Origin of the sequence: Methanolobus chelungpuianus (assembly GCF_024500045.1) — an archaeon.
GTDB classification, from domain to species: domain Archaea; phylum Halobacteriota; class Methanosarcinia; order Methanosarcinales; family Methanosarcinaceae; genus Methanolobus; species Methanolobus chelungpuianus.
Genome location: NZ_JTEO01000004.1, coordinates 96789 through 114084 on the forward strand (window position 1 = coordinate 96789; position 17296 = coordinate 114084).

The 17296-nt window shown below is 50.0% G+C and carries 21 protein-coding genes and 1 tRNA gene; 11 read left to right on the forward strand and 11 right to left on the reverse strand.

Annotation, left to right across the window (positions count from 1 at the left end):
* Positions 1-26 precede the first annotated feature (26 nt).
* The 4 genes from PV02_RS04870 (at position 27) to PV02_RS04885 (ending at position 3525) form a co-directional block, all read left to right on the forward strand.
* Positions 27-773, forward strand: a complete 747-nt coding sequence (locus PV02_RS04870; protein ID WP_256622268.1) for a DUF2953 domain-containing protein — start codon at positions 27-29, stop codon at positions 771-773.
* A 54-nt stretch (positions 774-827) separates the two neighbouring features.
* The gene (locus PV02_RS04875; protein ID WP_256622269.1) at positions 828-1787 is read left to right on the forward strand and encodes a beta-ribofuranosylaminobenzene 5'-phosphate synthase; all 960 of its coding nucleotides are present in this window, start codon (positions 828-830) and stop codon (positions 1785-1787) included.
* 185 nt (positions 1788-1972) lie between these two features.
* Positions 1973-2824: an NOP5/NOP56 family protein gene (locus PV02_RS04880; protein ID WP_342765627.1), complete on the forward strand. Its 852-nt coding sequence runs from the start codon at positions 1973-1975 to the stop codon at positions 2822-2824.
* Positions 2824-3525 carry a fibrillarin-like rRNA/tRNA 2'-O-methyltransferase gene (locus PV02_RS04885; protein ID WP_256622270.1) on the forward strand — a complete coding sequence of 234 codons (702 nt, stop codon included), beginning with the start codon at positions 2824-2826 and terminating at the stop codon, positions 3523-3525. The genes PV02_RS04880 and PV02_RS04885 overlap by 1 nt, the downstream gene beginning before the upstream one ends.
* Before the next feature lie 48 nt (positions 3526-3573).
* Here the strand turns inward: PV02_RS04885 and PV02_RS04890 are convergent, their stop codons facing one another.
* The 4 genes from PV02_RS04890 to PV02_RS04905 form a co-directional block, all read right to left on the reverse strand.
* Entirely contained in the window at positions 3574-3912 is a 339-nt protein-coding gene (locus tag PV02_RS04890) for a HepT-like ribonuclease domain-containing protein (protein WP_256622271.1), read from the reverse strand.
* Positions 3909-4214, reverse strand: coding sequence for a nucleotidyltransferase family protein (locus tag PV02_RS04895; protein ID WP_256622272.1), 306 nt, complete (start codon positions 4212-4214; stop codon positions 3909-3911). The genes PV02_RS04890 and PV02_RS04895 overlap by 4 nt, the downstream gene beginning before the upstream one ends.
* A 365-nt stretch (positions 4215-4579) precedes the next feature.
* Positions 4580-5635 carry a disk-shape morphogenesis protein volactin gene (locus PV02_RS04900; RefSeq protein WP_256622273.1) on the reverse strand — a complete coding sequence of 352 codons (1056 nt, stop codon included), beginning with the start codon at positions 5633-5635 and terminating at the stop codon, positions 4580-4582.
* A 2-nt stretch (positions 5636-5637) separates the two neighbouring features.
* Positions 5638-6420, reverse strand: a complete 783-nt coding sequence (locus tag PV02_RS04905; protein ID WP_256622274.1) for a cell division protein CdpA domain-containing protein — start codon at positions 6418-6420, stop codon at positions 5638-5640.
* A gap of 309 nt (positions 6421-6729) precedes the next feature.
* On the opposite strand from PV02_RS04905, the gene PV02_RS04910 reads away from it, so the two are divergent.
* From PV02_RS04910 to PV02_RS04920, 3 genes are all read left to right on the forward strand, one after another.
* Positions 6730-7401 (forward strand): winged helix-turn-helix domain-containing protein/riboflavin kinase, encoded by a 672-nt coding sequence (locus PV02_RS04910; RefSeq protein WP_256623053.1) that lies wholly within the window; start codon positions 6730-6732, stop codon positions 7399-7401.
* 2 nt (positions 7402-7403) lie between these two features.
* Positions 7404-8141 carry a 3,4-dihydroxy-2-butanone-4-phosphate synthase gene (ribB, locus tag PV02_RS04915; RefSeq protein WP_256622275.1) on the forward strand — a complete coding sequence of 246 codons (738 nt, stop codon included), beginning with the start codon at positions 7404-7406 and terminating at the stop codon, positions 8139-8141.
* Positions 8142-8174: 33 nt separating this feature from the next.
* Positions 8175-8252: transfer RNA gene (locus tag PV02_RS04920), tRNA-Pro, on the forward strand.
* Positions 8253-8511: 259 nt separating this feature from the next.
* Here the strand turns inward: PV02_RS04920 and PV02_RS04925 are convergent.
* Positions 8512-8691: a CxxC-x17-CxxC domain-containing protein gene (locus tag PV02_RS04925; protein ID WP_256622276.1), complete on the reverse strand. Its 180-nt coding sequence runs from the start codon at positions 8689-8691 to the stop codon at positions 8512-8514.
* 134 nt (positions 8692-8825) lie between these two features.
* Entirely contained in the window at positions 8826-9242 is a 417-nt protein-coding gene (locus tag PV02_RS04930; RefSeq protein ID WP_256622277.1) for a fasciclin domain-containing protein, read from the reverse strand.
* A gap of 122 nt (positions 9243-9364) precedes the next feature.
* On the opposite strand from PV02_RS04930, the gene PV02_RS04935 reads away from it, so the two are divergent.
* From PV02_RS04935 to PV02_RS04945, 3 genes are all read left to right on the forward strand, one after another.
* The gene (locus tag PV02_RS04935; protein WP_256622278.1) at positions 9365-10270 is read left to right on the forward strand and encodes an ABC transporter ATP-binding protein; all 906 of its coding nucleotides are present in this window, start codon (positions 9365-9367) and stop codon (positions 10268-10270) included.
* Positions 10267-11058 carry an ABC transporter permease gene (locus PV02_RS04940; RefSeq protein ID WP_256622279.1) on the forward strand — a complete coding sequence of 264 codons (792 nt, stop codon included), beginning with the start codon at positions 10267-10269 and terminating at the stop codon, positions 11056-11058. The genes PV02_RS04935 and PV02_RS04940 overlap by 4 nt, the downstream gene beginning before the upstream one ends.
* A 72-nt stretch (positions 11059-11130) precedes the next feature.
* Entirely contained in the window at positions 11131-12051 is a 921-nt protein-coding gene (locus PV02_RS04945; protein ID WP_256622280.1) for a hypothetical protein, read from the forward strand.
* A 28-nt stretch (positions 12052-12079) separates the two neighbouring features.
* On the opposite strand, the gene PV02_RS04950 is transcribed toward PV02_RS04945, so the two are convergent.
* The 3 genes from PV02_RS04950 to PV02_RS04960 all read right to left on the reverse strand — a co-directional run bounded on the left by PV02_RS04950 (position 12080) and on the right by PV02_RS04960 (position 14771).
* Positions 12080-12820: an MBL fold metallo-hydrolase gene (locus PV02_RS04950; RefSeq protein WP_256622281.1), complete on the reverse strand. Its 741-nt coding sequence runs from the start codon at positions 12818-12820 to the stop codon at positions 12080-12082.
* A 9-nt stretch (positions 12821-12829) separates the two neighbouring features.
* On the reverse strand, positions 12830-14107 hold the full coding sequence (locus PV02_RS04955; protein ID WP_256622282.1) for an ATP-binding protein: 1278 nt from the start codon (positions 14105-14107) through the stop codon (positions 12830-12832).
* A gap of 136 nt (positions 14108-14243) precedes the next feature.
* A complete protein-coding gene (locus PV02_RS04960) occupies positions 14244-14771 on the reverse strand; it encodes a DUF5817 domain-containing protein (RefSeq protein WP_256622283.1) in 528 nt (175 codons plus the stop codon).
* Positions 14772-14837: 66 nt separating this feature from the next.
* Between PV02_RS04960 and rimI the strand changes: the two genes are divergently transcribed.
* Positions 14838-15302: a ribosomal protein S18-alanine N-acetyltransferase gene (rimI, locus tag PV02_RS04965; RefSeq protein WP_256622284.1), complete on the forward strand. Its 465-nt coding sequence runs from the start codon at positions 14838-14840 to the stop codon at positions 15300-15302.
* A gap of 12 nt (positions 15303-15314) precedes the next feature.
* Here rimI and PV02_RS04970 read toward each other — a convergent pair whose 3' ends face one another.
* The gene (locus PV02_RS04970) at positions 15315-15980 is read right to left on the reverse strand and encodes an undecaprenyl diphosphate synthase family protein (protein ID WP_256622285.1); all 666 of its coding nucleotides are present in this window, start codon (positions 15978-15980) and stop codon (positions 15315-15317) included.
* A gap of 50 nt (positions 15981-16030) precedes the next feature.
* Positions 16031-17212 carry a redox-regulated ATPase YchF gene (locus PV02_RS04975; protein WP_256622286.1) on the reverse strand — a complete coding sequence of 394 codons (1182 nt, stop codon included), beginning with the start codon at positions 17210-17212 and terminating at the stop codon, positions 16031-16033.
* Positions 17213-17296: the final 84 nt, after the last annotated feature.

Consider the following 17296-nt stretch of genomic DNA (forward strand, 5'->3'; position numbering starts at 1 on the left):
AGGATACTGTATCTGCGGAGAGGCTTATGGTCGTAGAGATAATCTTACTATTGATAGCGGTGCTAATACTGCTGATCCTGTTCGTTTCTTTTCACATCATGCTCGTTGCTGATAAAAAAGGGGAGCAGTCATATTATAAGTTGATTGTGAAATGGCTTTTCCTGAGCTATACAGTCAGCAAAGGCAGGATATCAGGTTCTGATGATCTTGCTAGGGGTGAGATCATAGGGGAAATGCCTGAGAATGTCATTGTCTGCAAGGTGCGTGAAGGCACTCCCACGGAGATCCGGAATCTTTCCCGCGACGACCGCGACGAGATAATCGGGGCTGAGACAAAGAAGAAGCCTGCTGAAGAAGCGATGATTGGTCTTGAAGAGGAAAAGGAAGGGGAGAACAAATGGACCTTCGGAAAGGTCGTACACCTGGCAAGGATGCTCTTTCATCCCATACTTCAGCTCGTTGAGGATGTCCTGAAGAAGATCCACATTTCCGAGATCAAATGCAATCTGCTGTACGGATTCGACAACCCCGCAGACACCGGGATAGTAAGCGGTTATGTATATGCGCTGAGAGGATACCTGCATGCCCAGTATGACCGGATCAGGTTGTATGCGGAGCCTACCTTCGTTGAGGAGAAAATGGACGTGCACATGCTGGCCGATATCAGCTTCAGGATAGCGAGCCTGGTGCCTGCGGTTATGACCTTCCTGCTCAACAGGGATGTAAGGCGGATTTCGTGGGCTCTTATCAGGAAAAAGGACCTGCCTGAATGAAAGCATTACTTGAGTGCTAAAGTTTAATAGTATGCTGAACTGATAAACACCTTCATGATAAGAATAACGTCGCCTTCCAGGTTACATCTGACACTTATCGATATGAATGCGTCACTGGGCAGGATCGATGGCGGTGCAGGTATATCCCTGACCTCTCCTCATGTTGTCATATCGGCGCAGAGGTCAGATATAGTGGAGGTAACAGCTGGTTCCGTACTGACGGACAGGATGGTGGCTGCAGCCAGGAAGGTCCTCCCGGAAGGCGAAGGTGTACGTATCACTATTGAAGAGGATATGTTCGCGCATGTAGGTCTGGGTTCAGGCACTCAGGCAGCGCTGTCTGCTGCTGCTGCTGTCAATGAACTGTACGGCCTGGGGATGAGCGTGCGCGAGCTTGCGATAGCAGTAGGTCGAGGAGGCACATCGGGGATTGGAGTCGCATCCTTTGAGTCGGGCGGTTTTATCGTTGACGGAGGTCATAGGTTCAGTGACAAGGGCTCCTTCATACCTTCATCTGCAAGCAGGGCAGCCCCGGCTCCGGTACTTTTCAGGCAGGATTTCCCCGACTGGGACATAGTACTTGCGCTTCCCGATGTACAGGGGGCTTACGATACGAGCGAAGTTGACATTTTCCGCAGGGCATGCCCCATACCCCTGAACCAGGTTCAGGAGCTGTCTCATTTAGTTCTCATGAAACTTATGCCTGCGGTTGTTGAAAAGGATATTGAGGCCTTCGGCCATGCAGTCAACCACATACAGACCCTGGGTTTCAAGAGATGTGAAGTAGAACTCCAGCATCAGGTGGTGCGGGATGTGATGACGCTCATGCAGGAATCCGGTGCATATGGTGCAGGCATGAGCTCCTTTGGCCCTGCGGTATACGGGGTTGTTGATAATAAAGAGGATGCCGCCTACATTATGGAGGATGTGCAGGATCTGCTGGACAGCACCATAGGCGGAAAGGTCATGATAACAAGTGCCAACAATACAGGCGCAGAGATAAGGGAGGTGTAGTTCTGGAGTTCACTGCATGGTTTGGCAGGCTTAACATCAATGAGCAGGGTGAGGTCACGGACTGTCAGCCTTTCAGTAAGGATCCGGATGAGCTGGCTGAGAGACTCCTTGCATTTCAGGAGAGCGGTCAGAACGTTCGCCTGCAGGGTATTGACCTGAGGCAGACTGCATCAGATTGTGGTTTCGTGGAGCTTGACGAGGAATATGATGTTCTTCTGAGGGATGTCTGCATAAGGGCCGCCAAGAGCAGGATCTCAAGCAACGATACCGATGATGTGCGCATCATCCAGGCCGTGCAGGCACTGGATGATATTGACCGTAATGTCAACGAACTGAGCGAGCGCCTGCTGGAATGGTACGGCGCCTATTTCCCTGAGCTTGAACTGACAGGTGAAGCCCTGGCAAGCTTTGTCACTTCCTTCGGATCGCGGGCAAATGTACCGGCGGGCCATCCCCTGCATGAGAAAGCGTCAGGCTCCATGGGAGCTGAGATATCCTTCGCCGATGAGGAACTGCTGAGAACTTTCGCTTCGAACCTGTGCAGTCTCTATGATACCCGCAGGCATATTGAGAGTTACATCGTAACGGGCATGGGTTCCCTGGCGCCTAACCTGTCCGATATTGCAGGTGCACTGCTTGGAGCCAGGCTGATAAGCATGGCCGGGAGCCTGCAGAAACTTGCAAGCTTCCCTTCGAGTACGGTGCAGGTGATAGGTGCTCACAGGGCGCTGTTCAAGCACCTCAGGAGCAACACACCCTCCCCGAAGCACGGTATCATTTACAATAACATCATTATCAAGAACGCACCCTGGTGGCAGAGAGGCAAACTTGCCAGGGCCTTTGCCTCAAAGATAAGCCTTGCTGCAAGGACCGATCTATATTCAGGCAAGAAGAATCCCTCTATCAGGGAGAGCATGGAGAAGAAGCTGAATGCTATTCGCGCAGCCAATCCCTCGCCGCCAAAAAGGGAGTCAAAGCCTACAGGAAAACCCGGTCCGAAAGGCAGGGGCAGGAACAGGAAAGGAGGCAGACGCTAATGCCGGTGGAAGAATTAAGTGACGGGATATTCAATCTCAGTATCGATGACCGGCAAATGCTTGCCACCAGGAACCTCATGCCAGGTATAAGCGTGTACGGAGAGCGTCTCATAGTGGAGGATGACGTGGAATACCGCCAGTGGGACCCGAGCAGGAGCAAGTTAGGAGCCATGGTGCTCAGGAACTTCGAGATTCCCCTTACCTATGACTCCACAGTGCTATACCTGGGCGCAGCCTCTGGAACGACGGTAAGCCACGTATCCGACATACTCAGGGACGGCCTGGTTTACGCAGTGGAATTCTCTCCCCGCACCATGCGTGACCTGCTGCAGCTCTGCGACCAGCGCCCCAACATCATCCCGATACTTGCGGACGCCAACAAGCCCCAGTCCTACGCCCACATCGTGGAAAAAGTGGATGTCATCTTCCAGGACGTGGCCCAGCCCAACCAGGCCGAGATAGCAGCCGTCAACTCAAAGTATTTCCTAGAAGAGAACGGCCACCTGATGCTCTCCATCAAGTCCAGGAGCATCGATACAGTAGCCAGCCCCAAAAAAATATTCAAGGATGAGGTCCGCAAACTGGAAAGCGGCTTTGACGTGGAGTTCGAGGTGCTGCAGAGAAAGGAACTGGAGCCCTTCCATGAGGATCACCTGGGCGTGCTGGCGCGGATGTTCGTGGATCATGAGGAGAAGGAGTGATTTCGGAAACGCAGATGATGAACGGAAGATCATCCCTGGCAGCAGTCGTCAGTTAGTGTCTTGAAGGATGTGATTCATCTTTTGTTTTAAATCCGGCAGATCCTGTTGAATAATATCCCAAGTAAGTTCAAGATCGACTCCGAAATACCCATGAATCAGCTTGTCCCTAGTTCTTGCCATTTCACTCCAAGGTACATCTCCGTATCGTCTTTTGAAATCTTCAGGGATATTCTTTGATGCTTCACCTATTATCTCTATTCTTCTGATAGTTGCATCCTGGAGCTGGACATCTTCAAGAAAATCATCTTTAGTTTTATTGTTGGTGAAGTCTTCTATCCTCTCAATAGAATCTATTATATGCTTTATGAAGACAGAGGGATCTTTCATAGTATCTTCACTTCTTCTTTCAGGACCCTTTCTCTGATGAGAGGACTTATGGAATCATAGGTAATCACTTCTACCTTCCTCTTTGATTCCTTTTCAAGTTCCAGCTCGAGCCTGGCAAGGTCGAAAAGGCTCTTTCTGCCTTTGAACTTAACAAGAATATCGATGTCACTATCTTCTGTGGCTTCGTTTCTTGCAAACGATCCGAAGATCCCAGCTTCATTAACATCGTTTTTGATAAGTATCGGAACGATTGTAGGTTTGTACTTATCAATTTGGTTTTCGGTCTCTTTATCAGCGTTCATGTTCAACATAATATTGGCTTCTTTCTTATTATTCTTTATTCCGACAGCATTGAACTGTGGTTTTCCAACGAGGATCACCTGAACGTGCTGGCGCGGATGTTCGTGGATGATGAGGAAGAGTAAAACTTAACTTCGTTTTCTTCACCTCTTCAATTGCTTCCTCAATAGCCGGGTCGATAAACATTCTCTGCAAATCATCTGTTAACAGTCTCAATTGAAGTAGTCCGGCTGAGTATAAAATAAGGTATTTCTGAAGCAAAACCTCTGATAGGGTATTTACTGAATGGATTATACTAAGTAACTGGCCTGGTATGAAAACCAGCATATGAAAAAAGGAAAGTAAAATTAAAAAGAAAAAAGAGGACTTAAGCTGTGACTGCCTTTTTCGCTTTTTCTTCCGGGGCAGCAGGAACAGCTTCTGCATCTTCTCTTGTGAGAGCTGCGATCAGGCATCCTCTTGCGATCGAATATATCGGGTCCTTAGAATCAGCCGTGGCGGATCTGTTCTTCTTGACCTTTGAGACATTGATCGGAAGGTTTGCTTCTGATATCCTCTTCTCGAATACGTCCAGGAATCCCTTTGCGCGGCTGCTGCCGCCTGCGACAGCTATCGGGAATTCGACATCCGGGGGTGCGACCTCAAGGAGCTTCTTCTTCAGGTTGGCAATGATGTAAGTTATCAGGGCATCATAGTAGAGCGCAAGGGCGCCCTGAACGCTTCCGATCTCATACTCTGAATTGAATGAGAAGTCTGTTTCCTTGATTGCGGTTACTCTCTCGTTTGGTACGCCGGTGGCGCTGGATACCTGTTCATCTATCCAGTCCCCTCCTCTTGCAATGCTGAAGGAAACTATCGGTGTTGCAAGATAGGCCACAGTGATGTTGGTCATGCCTGCGCCTACGCTTATGCCGATGCCTGTGAAATTGGAATCCCCTAGTTCAGAGAAAACCACTGCCAGTCCTTCGTCTATAAGGTTTGTCTGGTAACCGGCTCTCTTTGCAAGGGCTTCAACCGTCTTACTGTGATACAGGACATTGACCTTGCTGTCAACAGGGCTTGCAGGCACTGAAATGTAGACTATCTCTCCGTCTTTTTCAGGCTTGCCCAGCACTCTTTCAATGATCAGCTTGATCATGGGGATGGATTCTTTCTCCTCCGGACTGATGATACCCTGCTTCATCGGCCTTCTTATGGACTTGTTGAATACGTTCGAGAACTTGAAAGCATCTTCGCCCAGCACATTGATGGTGTCATCTTTCTGGGTGTAAAGTATCTTGGCGCTGTCCAGCATGTTCTGTGCCAGGTCGCCGGCTTCCATTTTCAAAAATGCGTTCCTCTGCTGTGCGAATGAAATGGAATCTCCTTTTCCCTTCTCTGCACAGATTATGTTCATTGTTCCTACATCCAATCCTTTTGCCATGTTTACCGCCTTATAGAGCTCAATTTCATCTTAAGTTTGTTCGACATCTTCTTGTTCTGTTCTTCGGTGTGCTGCTTCATTGTTGCACTCAGCATCTTCGTAGTCAGATCGATAGCATAATCGTTCACTTTGACCTTCCCATTGATAGCGCTCTGCAGGGACTCGACCTCGCTGATGCTATCTGTCATCTCAACTCTGTCCTGAGGTGATTCCTTCAGGGTCCTCCCATGGACAAAAACCGTTTCCTCTTCTTTTATATCCAGGTTGAATACGGAAAACCGGCTGCCATCAGAGAGAGATCTGTTCAAGGTCTCTTCAACTTCTTTCTCAATGTCCTCTGTCGTGTAAAGGCTGGCTGCAATCTCACGCAACTGCACGGAGCGCTCTTCAATAAGCTTTATCACTGCGTTCCCAAAGGCATTTCCTGAGAGCAGGCAGATCCCGGCAGCATATGCAAAAGAAACGTAGGTGACAGTTGGATACACCCAGTTGCTTCCATAGGTCCTTGCAAAGGACCATACACCGAGGATCGAGAATATAAAACCGAATATCATAACCCAGTTACTATAAAGACCATAAGGTCTGCGCTGGCTTATCATAAGGTTTATCCCAAGAAGTATGAAGGAAAGCCCAACACCCAGAAGGCCATAAGTGGTGATTATTTCCGAAGGATCAGATGTTCTCCTGAGGTGGACCATAATAGCAAACGCTATCGCACCTATGGATAAAATAAGGCCTGACAGGAATACCATCGACCCAAAATAATATCTGAGTTTCGATTCCATCACTCTTATTAAATAGTATCTTTAATATATAGATTACGCTATAGTTATAATTATTATATAATTAGTTTAATACATTTGTGTATCCGTACTAGTTACCTGCTGAATCATACTTTAGCAGATTGAAACTTCCAAAATGAAATATCTCCTCTGCCGTGCAGACATGAGTATCCTGGTAACACCCATGGACAATGTAAGTTGATTACTGTCACCTAGATCTTTTCAGACTCATGCCTTTCCATCACCCATCAAAACCTTTATCTCTCACTCCTCATATATGAGATTCTACTCATATTTGAGATGGCGCTATTTATGTACAGGACCGAATCCCTTAAAAAACTGGCATTGCTCGGGGCAATTGAGAAGCCGGTCAAGATCTCCTCCAGTGAGTTCACAAGGTATACCTCTACAAGTTCCAAGACCGCTGCAAGGGTTCTCAAGCAGCTTGAGGAAGAGCAGTATATAGAGAGGCAGCTTGTGGCCGGAGGCCAGATGGTCCAGCTCAGGGAAAAAGGTGTGGACCTGCTCAAAAATGAGTATGCCGAGTACAGGAATATCTTCTGCAGGGACCGCAATGATATTGACCTCTATGGCAATGTCATCACAGGGCTTGGGGAAGGACAGTACTACATTTCCAGGGACGGTTATATGTCCCAGTTCCGGGACAAGCTGGGTTTCATACCTTATCCCGGAACCCTTAACGTAAGGCTTGACAGTGTCAGTGCAGAGATGAGGGAGAAGATAACTCTCATAAAGCCGATAGTGGTTCACGGTTTCAGCGACGGTGAGCGCAGTTTCGGTGGAGGGAAGTGCTATCTCATAGAGATAGAGGGCATCAGAGGTGCGGTCGTTATCCCGGACCGGACACATTACCCTGCGGACCTGCTCGAGATAATAGCTCCCGTGAAGCTGCGGGAGATGCTCAGGATAAATGACGGGGATAAAGTAAAGATAGTGGTCAGGGACCCGCAAAGGTGTGAGTGAGAATGGTTTCAAACGGATACGGCGAGAATATAAACAAGGCTATAGAGGCCCTGCAGAGCGGCAGGATGATACTTCTTTTCGATATGGAGGGCCGTGAAGCGGAGACCGATTTCACAATCCCTGCAAAGGCTGTCACTCCGTCAGACGTGAGGTGGATGCGCAAGGATGCAGGCGGCCTCATATGTGTGGCTCTTGACCCACATGCCTCAGAGAAACTGGGCCTGCCTTTCATGGCGGATATCCTCCGAGAGGCCGGGCAGTCCGGCAATTCCCTGGGCAATATCGTGGAAAAGGGCGGGGACCTCAAGTATGATTCACGCTCTTCCTTCTCTATATGGGTCAACCACAGGGATACCCGCACTGGCATTCCCGACAATGACAGGGCGCTGACCATTAACAAACTGGGGGAAATAGTGGACAGGGCTCTTGACGGCGAGATACCTGACTTCGGTAAGGAGTTCCGCACACCCGGCCATGTCGCAACCCTGCGTGCAGCCAGAAGGCTTGTCCATGAGCGCATGGGCCAGACTGAACTGTCCATTGCCCTTGCCAGGATAGCAGGCATAACTCCTGCCATGGTCGTATGTGAGATGCTGGACGACAACACTGGCCGTGCCCTCTCGAAGGAAGATGCCATCAAGTACGGAAAAGATAAGGATCTGGTCTTTGTCGAAGGCGAGGAAGTAGTAAAAGCTTATAACACCTGGCTCGGTTCAGGACCGGACCATCAGAAAGAGTGAAATACTGGTACGCGTATTAAGTATCATTCCTGCGGGATCGTAGGGTAGCCTGGTCCATCCTGTTAGGCTGGGGGTCTAGCGACCGGAGTTCAAATCTCCGCGGTCCCACCATTTAATCAAGTTGTTTTTTATTGTTGAGGTATTACACGTAGTGTCATACCTCTTCTCGCGCTCCAGAAGTGTAATTCGGGTTGCAGATCTCCGCGGTCCCACTGTCCGTTGTTCCTTTGATCGATAAGCATCAGGCTGTTTTTAAAATGAAAAACGGATCATAAACCAGAATGGCCCTGACCTGAAGTATTCTTATATAACAGCGTCTTCGATCAATCAACACAAAGCCAATGAGATATGCACTGCAGTTGCATGCAGCTCAGAATTTCCTGGGCGTGCTGGGTTTATGCTTCCTGTAGCATTCACCGCAGTACACGGGCCTGTCCGGGTCCGGTACAAAAGGAACTTCTGTTTCCTGGCCGCAGTCTCCGCATGTTGCCTTATGCATTTCCCTCGGACCACTTGGCCTGAAGCCACCACTACTTCTTCTACCATTCATTATCTTATCCCACCTGTTTACCGGCCGGTCAAAAGAAATGCTATTAAGATCTACTACCCCGGGCATTCCGCAATATCAGCCGATAATATCATTTAGACACTTATGGCTTAAAGAACTTTTGTTACAGTCTGCATTTATGGTATCAGTATCTCGTCAATGGCATGTATAATGCCGTTGGTGCACTCGATATCCGCTTCTATTATCCTTGCGGTATCGATCCTGAAGCCACCTTTCGTTGCATCACTTGTAATCTTCAGGGCCTTGCCACTAACGGTTTCCAGGGATGTGAGGTCCTTCAGGTCAGCTGTGGTGTATTTCCCTTTCACTATATGGTAATTGATTATCCCCAGCAGATACGGATGATCCTCGAATGACTCATCTATGACCTCGGCAGGGATGGTCTCGAAAGCGGACTCCACCGGAGCAAACACAGTATAGGGTCCTTCCTTGCTGTACTTGTCAATAAGACCAAGTACTTCAGCAGCTTTGATAAGGGTTGAGAATGCCCCCTTCTCTCTTGCGGTATCTATCAGGTTCTTCAGTTCGGCCATTTTGTTCCTCATATCACTATTCTATCTTTATGTTAAAAACCGGTTCGCTTCTCCCCGGGCACGGACGGCTAAATCGAAAAGGATAAGAATATTCCCCCCAACTTGAATAAGGGTGATTCATAGTGCCGGTGATAGTCGCCAGGGATCTCGTAAAGAAATATAAGGATACTCTTGCGGTGGACAACATAACCTTCTCTATAGAGGAAGGGGAGGTGTTCGGTTTCCTGGGGCCTAACGGTGCCGGAAAGACCACTACCATGCGCATGATCCAGTGCGTTTCTCCCGTTACTTCAGGCAGCCTGGAAATATTCGGGATGGATGCCATGTCGCACCCCCGGGAAATAAAATCCCGTCTGGGGGTGGTTCCCCAGGAGAACAACCTTGATATGGATTTCACGGTGTATGAGAACCTTGTTGTGTTCTCAAGATATTTCGACATACCCCGCGGCGAGGCCGAAAGAAGGGCCACTGAGCTGCTGGAGTTCGTCCATCTGGAAGACAAGAAGGACACAATGACAGAAAGCCTTTCAGGAGGGATGAAACGCCGTCTCATACTTGCCCGTGCGCTTATAAACCGTCCCCGGATGCTTATACTGGATGAGCCCACGGTAGGCCTGGACCCACAGGCACGGCACATGATATGGGACAAGCTCCGTGCCCTGAAAAAACAGGGAGTGACAGTGGTGCTGACATCCCATTATCTCGACGAGGTCGAGAAACTCTGTGACCGGCTGGTCGTGATGGATTACGGTAAGATCCTTGTTGAGGGCAGCCCCTCGCAGGTCATCAGGGAATATGTGGGCTCCGGTATCGTCGAGGCTGAGAACAACCCTGAGCTTATTGAATGCCTGAAGAGGAAAGAGGCCTCCTATGAGGTCATAGGGGACCTCGTTCATATCTATACCGATAACCCTAAACAGATAGCAGAGTTCCTGACAATGGAATGTTCCATATCCAAGATGAGTGCAAGGCCGGCAACCCTTGAAGATGTTTTCCTCAAGCTTACGGGCAGGAGGCTGAGGGAGTGAGAATATCCGAATATTTCCGGCTTCCTAGGGTGAGCTCCAAAGCGTATACTGTCTGGCAGCGGAACAAGGATGTTTTCATGAAGGATATCAAGCTCAATTTCCTCCCTCCTTTCATCGAGCCCCTGCTCTATCTGGTGGCCCTGGGATTCGGGCTCGGCAGGTTCGTGGAGAGCATAGACGGCGTACCCTATGCCAAGTTCATAGCTCCTGCCCTCATTGCTATTTCCGTGATGTACGCCTCGTTCTTTGAATGCAGCTACAGCTCCTACGTGCGCATGTACTACCAGAAGACCTTCGATGCCATTATCGCAACCCCTGTGACCATAGAGGACGTCATCGCGGGGGAATTGCTCTGGGGTGCCACCAGGAGCATGGTGAATGCCACAGTGATGATCCCCGTGATAGCACTGTTCGGGCTGATAGACATCCGCTATGCATTGCTCATAATCCCCTTCGCGTTCCTGGGCGGCCTGTTATTCGGGGCTATCGGCATGTGTTTTACGGCAGTGACTCCCAATATAATGTCCATCAACTATCCTGTGCTGTTGTTCATCACTCCCATGTTCCTGTTCAGCGGCACCTTCTTCCCGCTGAACGCACTTCCTGAACCCATACAGTACTTTGCCATAGCTTTCCTGCCGCTCACTCATATTGTCAACGGCATCCGGCTGATAGGCTATGGCACACTTGAACCCGTGATACTCTTTGATCTTGCGTGGATCGTGGTTGTCTGTGCTGTCCTGCTGGTGATCTCCATAAACATGATGAAGAAAAGGCTTATTGTTTAGGATCACCTGCAACCTGTAAGCGGTCCTCATGAAAGCAGCGATATCTTGATAAAATATCTCGCAGATTGTGTAATGATGAAAAAGCGTACCATAATGGCATTTTGCATACTTATGATCCTTTTCCTTGCAGCAGGCTGCATCGACGATCTTGTTCCTGTTGACCAGCAGGCAAGTACGGGGAACATATCCTCCTATGAGTTCGAGGCATTCACCAACCACAGTTTCATCGATGGGGATTTCCTGCCCACTGCCACTTTCTATCTATCCCGGGAAGGCCATGCAAATGTTGTCTACATGGTACAGAATGAATCTGTCATAGACATAATACCCCTTGAAGACCTGAGTTCCTCCAATGAGGAACCTGTAACAGACATCGTTGTCATTGCAAGCAGTGCCGGTGGTGTGAATGCATCTGCCCGTATGTTCGAGGAGCTTTCAGCATCATCTGAAGCCACCCCCGTGAACTATACTCTTTCTGAGGACGTGGTTCGCGGGCAAAAACATGTGTATCTTACGTTCAGTGAGCCTGTAACAGGCTTTGTAGCCTTCACGATGTCAATCCCCAGGGGCCAAGATTTCCTGCATGTCACAACACCGCCATCTGTTGTGCGCTTCGTTATACCGGAGGGCTATACCACAGGTAATTCTCTGATCGGTAAGACAACTCCCGCACCCGATGATATATATTATGATTCCTCTGGCAGGAGGAACCTTGTCTGGATAAGCCCAGGAACGGCTTCAGGCGGCATACTCGAAAGGCTGCAGAGTTTCTCTAACAATACCGACTCCCAGGTAGAACAGATACCCCGTGCAATAAGTGTCAAGTACTATTCGGAGTCAGCACCCCGGGGTCTTCTGATCGCGACCCTTGTACTGGGTTTGGCCGCGTTCCTTGTGCTTTCAGGATACAGGCGTGAGAGAAAGAGACTTGCCACGATAAGGCAGGATGTTGAGAGCCGGTATAGTGACAGGGATAGGAAGAAAAAGCAATGACTGCAGATCCTGGATTCTGCTCCTTTCTTTATAATTCAAAGCTCATGCCGTCATAGGCCAGGGGATATTCCTTTGCCGCCTCATCATGCGGTTTGAAGAAGTGGCTTAGGTGAGTGAATATGACTTCCTTTGCCCCGATCTCCCTGGCAAGGTCCCATGCCTCCTCCGTGTTCATGTGCTTCTTGACGCCTACAGTGGGAGGCACTATGGCATCTGTTATCAGCAGGTCCGGGTCCATGATATGCTGCATGCTTCTTTTGGGAATGTTCCTCTGGGAATCCCCTGTTATCACGACTTTTTTCCCGGCGTGCCTTATGATGACCCCCACGGGCTTCTTAGCAGGCGGGTGCACCACGTCGAACAGGGTAAATTCCAGTCCTATAAGGCTGAAAGGCTCGTAGGGAGACACAATATGTCTTTTGGGGTGCATGAATTTCAGGTAGTCGAAGATATAGTCTACTGTTTCTTTCAATCCGTATACATCCACATTGTACTGTACCCTGTGGAATTCGGGAAAGCCTGCAAAATGATCATAATGGGCGTGAGTCCATATCACCCCGTCAATGCGCCCTGTCCCGTGTTCGAGCATCTGGGCCCGCAGGTCCGGCCCGGTATCTATCAGTACAGATCCGCTGTCAGACTCCACCAGCACCGCAGCCCTGCTTCTCCGGCTCTTGCCTCCGCGATGAGCATCCTGGCATGCCGGACAACTACATCCGATCACAGGTGTCCCGGTAGCGTCACCTGTACCCAGAAGAGTTATTCTCATGAAAACCACTTAGGTCGTAGCATCGTACTCATTGGTCTTGAGCATGGCCCGCTCGTCAAACTTTGCAATGGCACTGAGCAGGTCCTTCTGGTTCAGCTCCATGCGCTCGGTCACAAGTGCACTGAGCACACATTCCCTGATGACCATACGCAGGTCTGAACCACTGTAGCCATGTGTAAGGGATGCGATCTCCTGCGTGTCGAAATCTCCCTGGATCTCCTTTGTGACGATATCAAGTATCTTCTTGCGCATGTCGGTGTCCGGAAGCGGGAACTGCATGATGTCGTCAAAACGCCTCCATGCAGCTGTATCAAGCATCTTGGGATGGTTGGTGGCGGCCAGCAGGAGCACGCCGTCATTGGTGAGGCTGATGCCGTCGATGGCCTTGAGGAGGGTGTTGACCGCTCTCTTCAGGGCCGCGTGCTCATCCGAGGAGCGGGTCTTTGCGATAAAGTCGAACTCATCAATGAAAAGTATGCAGGGGCTCAGTCTTTTTGCAAGCGCGAAGACCCTGTCGATGTTCTTGGCTGTCTCACCCAGGTACTGGTCAGTGATCATGGACAGGCGCACTTCCACAAAGGGGATGGCAAGGTGCTCTGACATTGCCTTTGCAAGTGATGTCTTTCCGGTCCCGGGCGGCCCTACCATCAGGATCTTTCCAACGTCATAGAGGCCGATACGCTTCAGGTATTCCCTATACTGGATGGCCTTGACGATCTTACGGACATCATCTTCCTGGGCAGGGGTGAGGATAAAGTCTTTCAATGTCTGCCGGATGTCCTCGGGGGCACTGATATGGGCGAGCTTGAGCATATCTGCGCCTCCATCCTCTTTTTCTATCTCCTGCATGAGGGATTCTATCCACTCCCTGTCTACTTCCTTGGGCCTGACCTTTGTCCTGGCGGTGCCGTAGTCCGCACCACTCACATGCTTCTTCTCATAGTAGTAGGCCAGCGTGGGGTTCTGGGAGATCCTGTCCATTGCTCCTTCCCTCTTCTGGAACCAGTCCGCGCCCACTTCAAGGGCTGTAATCTTGACCGAGAAATCCACTTCATCTATGCTGACAAAGGGCAGCGAGTTCAGCATACCGTTTATCTTGCTGATCTCGAACATCTTTTCAATGTCCAGTGTTTTCATTCTGATGGGTTTGGGTACAGTTCTCTGCTCCCTGTTCCAGTAGTACTTACGGATGTTCTTGGGAAGGTCGTTCACATCCAGTTGCGGGTACTTGTTATATACTTGTGCAGTGAGCAGCAGCTCAATGATATCAAACGTTGTATCGGACATATTCTTACCTGATAGCATGAAGTCAAACTAAGGGTTTGCAGGTTTTTGTAATCGTTCAGACATTACATATAAGGCTTCATTTCAAATATATCTTTTGTATAGAAGTAATTTAATAAGCTCCTTAATATGCCGGCAATTATTTCCGTAAAACCTCGTCCGCAAGACAGAGCCTGCCTGAGGAGGGTTCGTATATCTCTCCGGAGCTTTTCATCTTCTCAAGGATTGTCTCCAGCTGCTGTTCATTGATCCCATGCTCCAGTGCAAGGGCTTCCAGCATCCCTGTCTCCAGTTGTCCCCCGTTCGAGCTGAGCAGCTTAAGAATTATCTGCCTCGGGTTCCTTTTGGATGGCTGCCTTTTGTCCTTAAAACCTGCGGGGTCGATCTCAGGCTCATCCGATACAAGGGATGCCCTGTTATCCTCGATCCCGGATATGACCGCAAGCTCGCCCTTCATCTGCTCTTCCAGATTGTGCACTCTGGCCTGCAGGACCGTTCTTGCAGATACTGCCTCTTCCAGGCTGTCAGATGTATGGAGAAGGCGCAGTTTGCGGATATCAAGGGATGCTCCGCATTTCTGGCACCTGGTCTTCTTCGCTCCTCCAAGTTCAAGTATCTGGGCGTGTTCCCTGCACCTGGGACAGACTATCACTCCGAATGCCGGCATGTCAGCTCCTTAAAACTCCTTAGTTATCCAGGAAGTATTAACTATAAATACTAGTTGCATAAATGATTGAACGTCCGGGATGAGAACATGATACGCAGGGCTATACTGGCTGACATACCTCAGATGGTGCAGGTGGAGAACCTGTGTTTCCCCGTGCCATGGCCTGATTTTTTGTTCAAGGCCCATCTTAATAATCCGGGCTTTGTGGCGTATGAGGAGGAAGGCCTTGTCCTCGGCTATGCCATGGTTGGTGACTTCAGAGGGAAGGCCCATCTCCAGAACATTGCAGTGCACCCTGACTTCCGCAGGCAGGGTATTGGGACGGAGCTGATTGAGTGGTGTATAGACCTCGTAAGGCTTTACGGCTATCGTGAGATGGTGCTTGAGGTCAGGGAAAAGAACACCGGCTCACAGGCATTCTATTCAAGCAACGGCTTTAAGGTAAGCAGGACTGTCGAAGGATATTATATGGATGACAATGCGATCGTTATGAGCAGGAAGATATATGCTCTTCCCCTTCCCGAGGCTTAGGTGCCTGCACAGCTATTTTCCAAACCTTCTCTGCCGCTTCTGGAAATCCCGTATTATCCTGAGGATGTCCAGTTTCCTCATGTTGCGCCAGTTCACATCCGTAAAATAGAGCTCAGAGTATACGGACTGCCAGATAAGGAAATCCGACAGGTGCTTGCCTCCCGAGCGGATGAAGATGTCCGGCTCGTGCTTTACCTTCAGCCGGGATTCGATGGTCGCCTCCGTGATATCTGAAGGCGATATCTTCCCCTCCTCTACTTCTGAGAGAACAGATAACACAGCTTTAGTGACCTCTTTTCGCCCTCCGAACCCTACCGAGATGTACACCAGCAGTTCCTTACCCTTCCTGCCGGCACTGAGTTCGCCGTCAGCGGTGTAGATCTCATAGCCCACTTCAGGTGGCATCTTTGAGAGTAGGTCCGAGAGCTTGTGTGCGAGCTTTCCTATCATTTCCGTCCTGAGCAGCTCCTCGGTGTCCAGTACATCTACGTAGATGCTTGTAATGCTGATATCCAGCTGCCTGCACCATGATATGTAGTCCTTCATCTTCCCGAGGCCGTTTGAATATAGCAGGTCTGTCTCGGAAAGCACGAGGGATACATGCTTGGGCACTCTTGCAGATGTTCTTTCTATCTGCCCCAGCAGGTAACTCTCGTACATAGATGTGATAACGCTCATGGACTATCCCTGAAAATGTGTTGTCTGCTGTTCATTTTGTGGGTGAGTGGTCACTTTGCGGTGGATACTATCTTCACAACGTCACCGTTGTTGAGCTCGTGCTTCTCGCCCAGGCGCATTTTCGTCTTTGCATCCACTGCATAAAGGAAGTGGCTTCCTATATCGGTGTGTATCTTGTAGGCGAGATCATGGGCTGTTGAGCCTTTCTTCATGAGGAACGCGTCAGGGAGCATCCTGTCGTTCTTGTCGGACCATTTGCCTTCATCCTCCACCGGGTACACGACTATGAGGTTGAGCAGTTCGAAAACCGCCTTGTTGATGCATTCCTGGATGCCTGTACCGCCAGTCTTCATGAGCAGGGCATGTACGCTCTCCAGGCCTTTTTTCTGGGCGGGCGTGAGGTCCGGCTTGATGATCGTGAAGTCGTCATCCCCTGAGTTATACCTGATGGCTCCTCCCTTTGATGCTGATCTGAGCACAACCTCGGCGGCTGCGCTGGTGGGCACCACTATCTGGTCCAGTGACTTCAGGTTGCTCACAAACTCCGCAGGGGCGATGTCCGCCTTGTTGGCTGCTATCATCATTGGCTTGCTGAGGATGCGCACGGCATCACATAGCCTGACGAGGTCGTCGTCGCTCCATTTGACATGGTTGTGGTCGAGCCTGCATTCGGAAAGTGAGCATATTACATGGTACTCGTCAACCCCCGCGCCGGCAAGCTGTTCGGAGAGGACTTTCTCGATCTTGAGCCCTTCGGCCTGTATCTTGCGTGCCAGCCGGTCCCAGTTGCGTTTGAGGATGCCGAACATCCACATGGTTATCTCGCGGTTGAGGAAATCGATGTCATCCATCGGATTGTGGCTGCCCACGTCTATGGGGTTGCCCTCGATGTCGGTACCCCCCGAGGCGTCAATGACATGAATGATGGCCTGCGCCTGCCGCAGCTCGTCCAGGAAGGTGTTGCCAAGCCCCCTGCCGAGATGGGCATCCGGCACGAGCCCTGCGACGTCAATGAGCTCCACAGGCACGTAGCGGATGCCGTCAACGCAGTGCCCGCAGCGCTTTGGCCGCGCCACGCAGGGACACTCGGTGCGCACATAGGTAACCCCGCGGTTGGCATTGATGGTGGTGAACGGATAATTCGCTATCTCCACATCCGCCATTGTGGCGGCCTTGAAGAATGTGGATTTCCCCGCATTGGGTTTGCCTGCAAGTCCTATGGTCATTGACATGCTTAACTAATCACTGTTGCAGGATTTAACTTTTATCAATGCTTTTCCCCTGTCCCGCAAGTTCAATATCCTTTCAGGCGATAA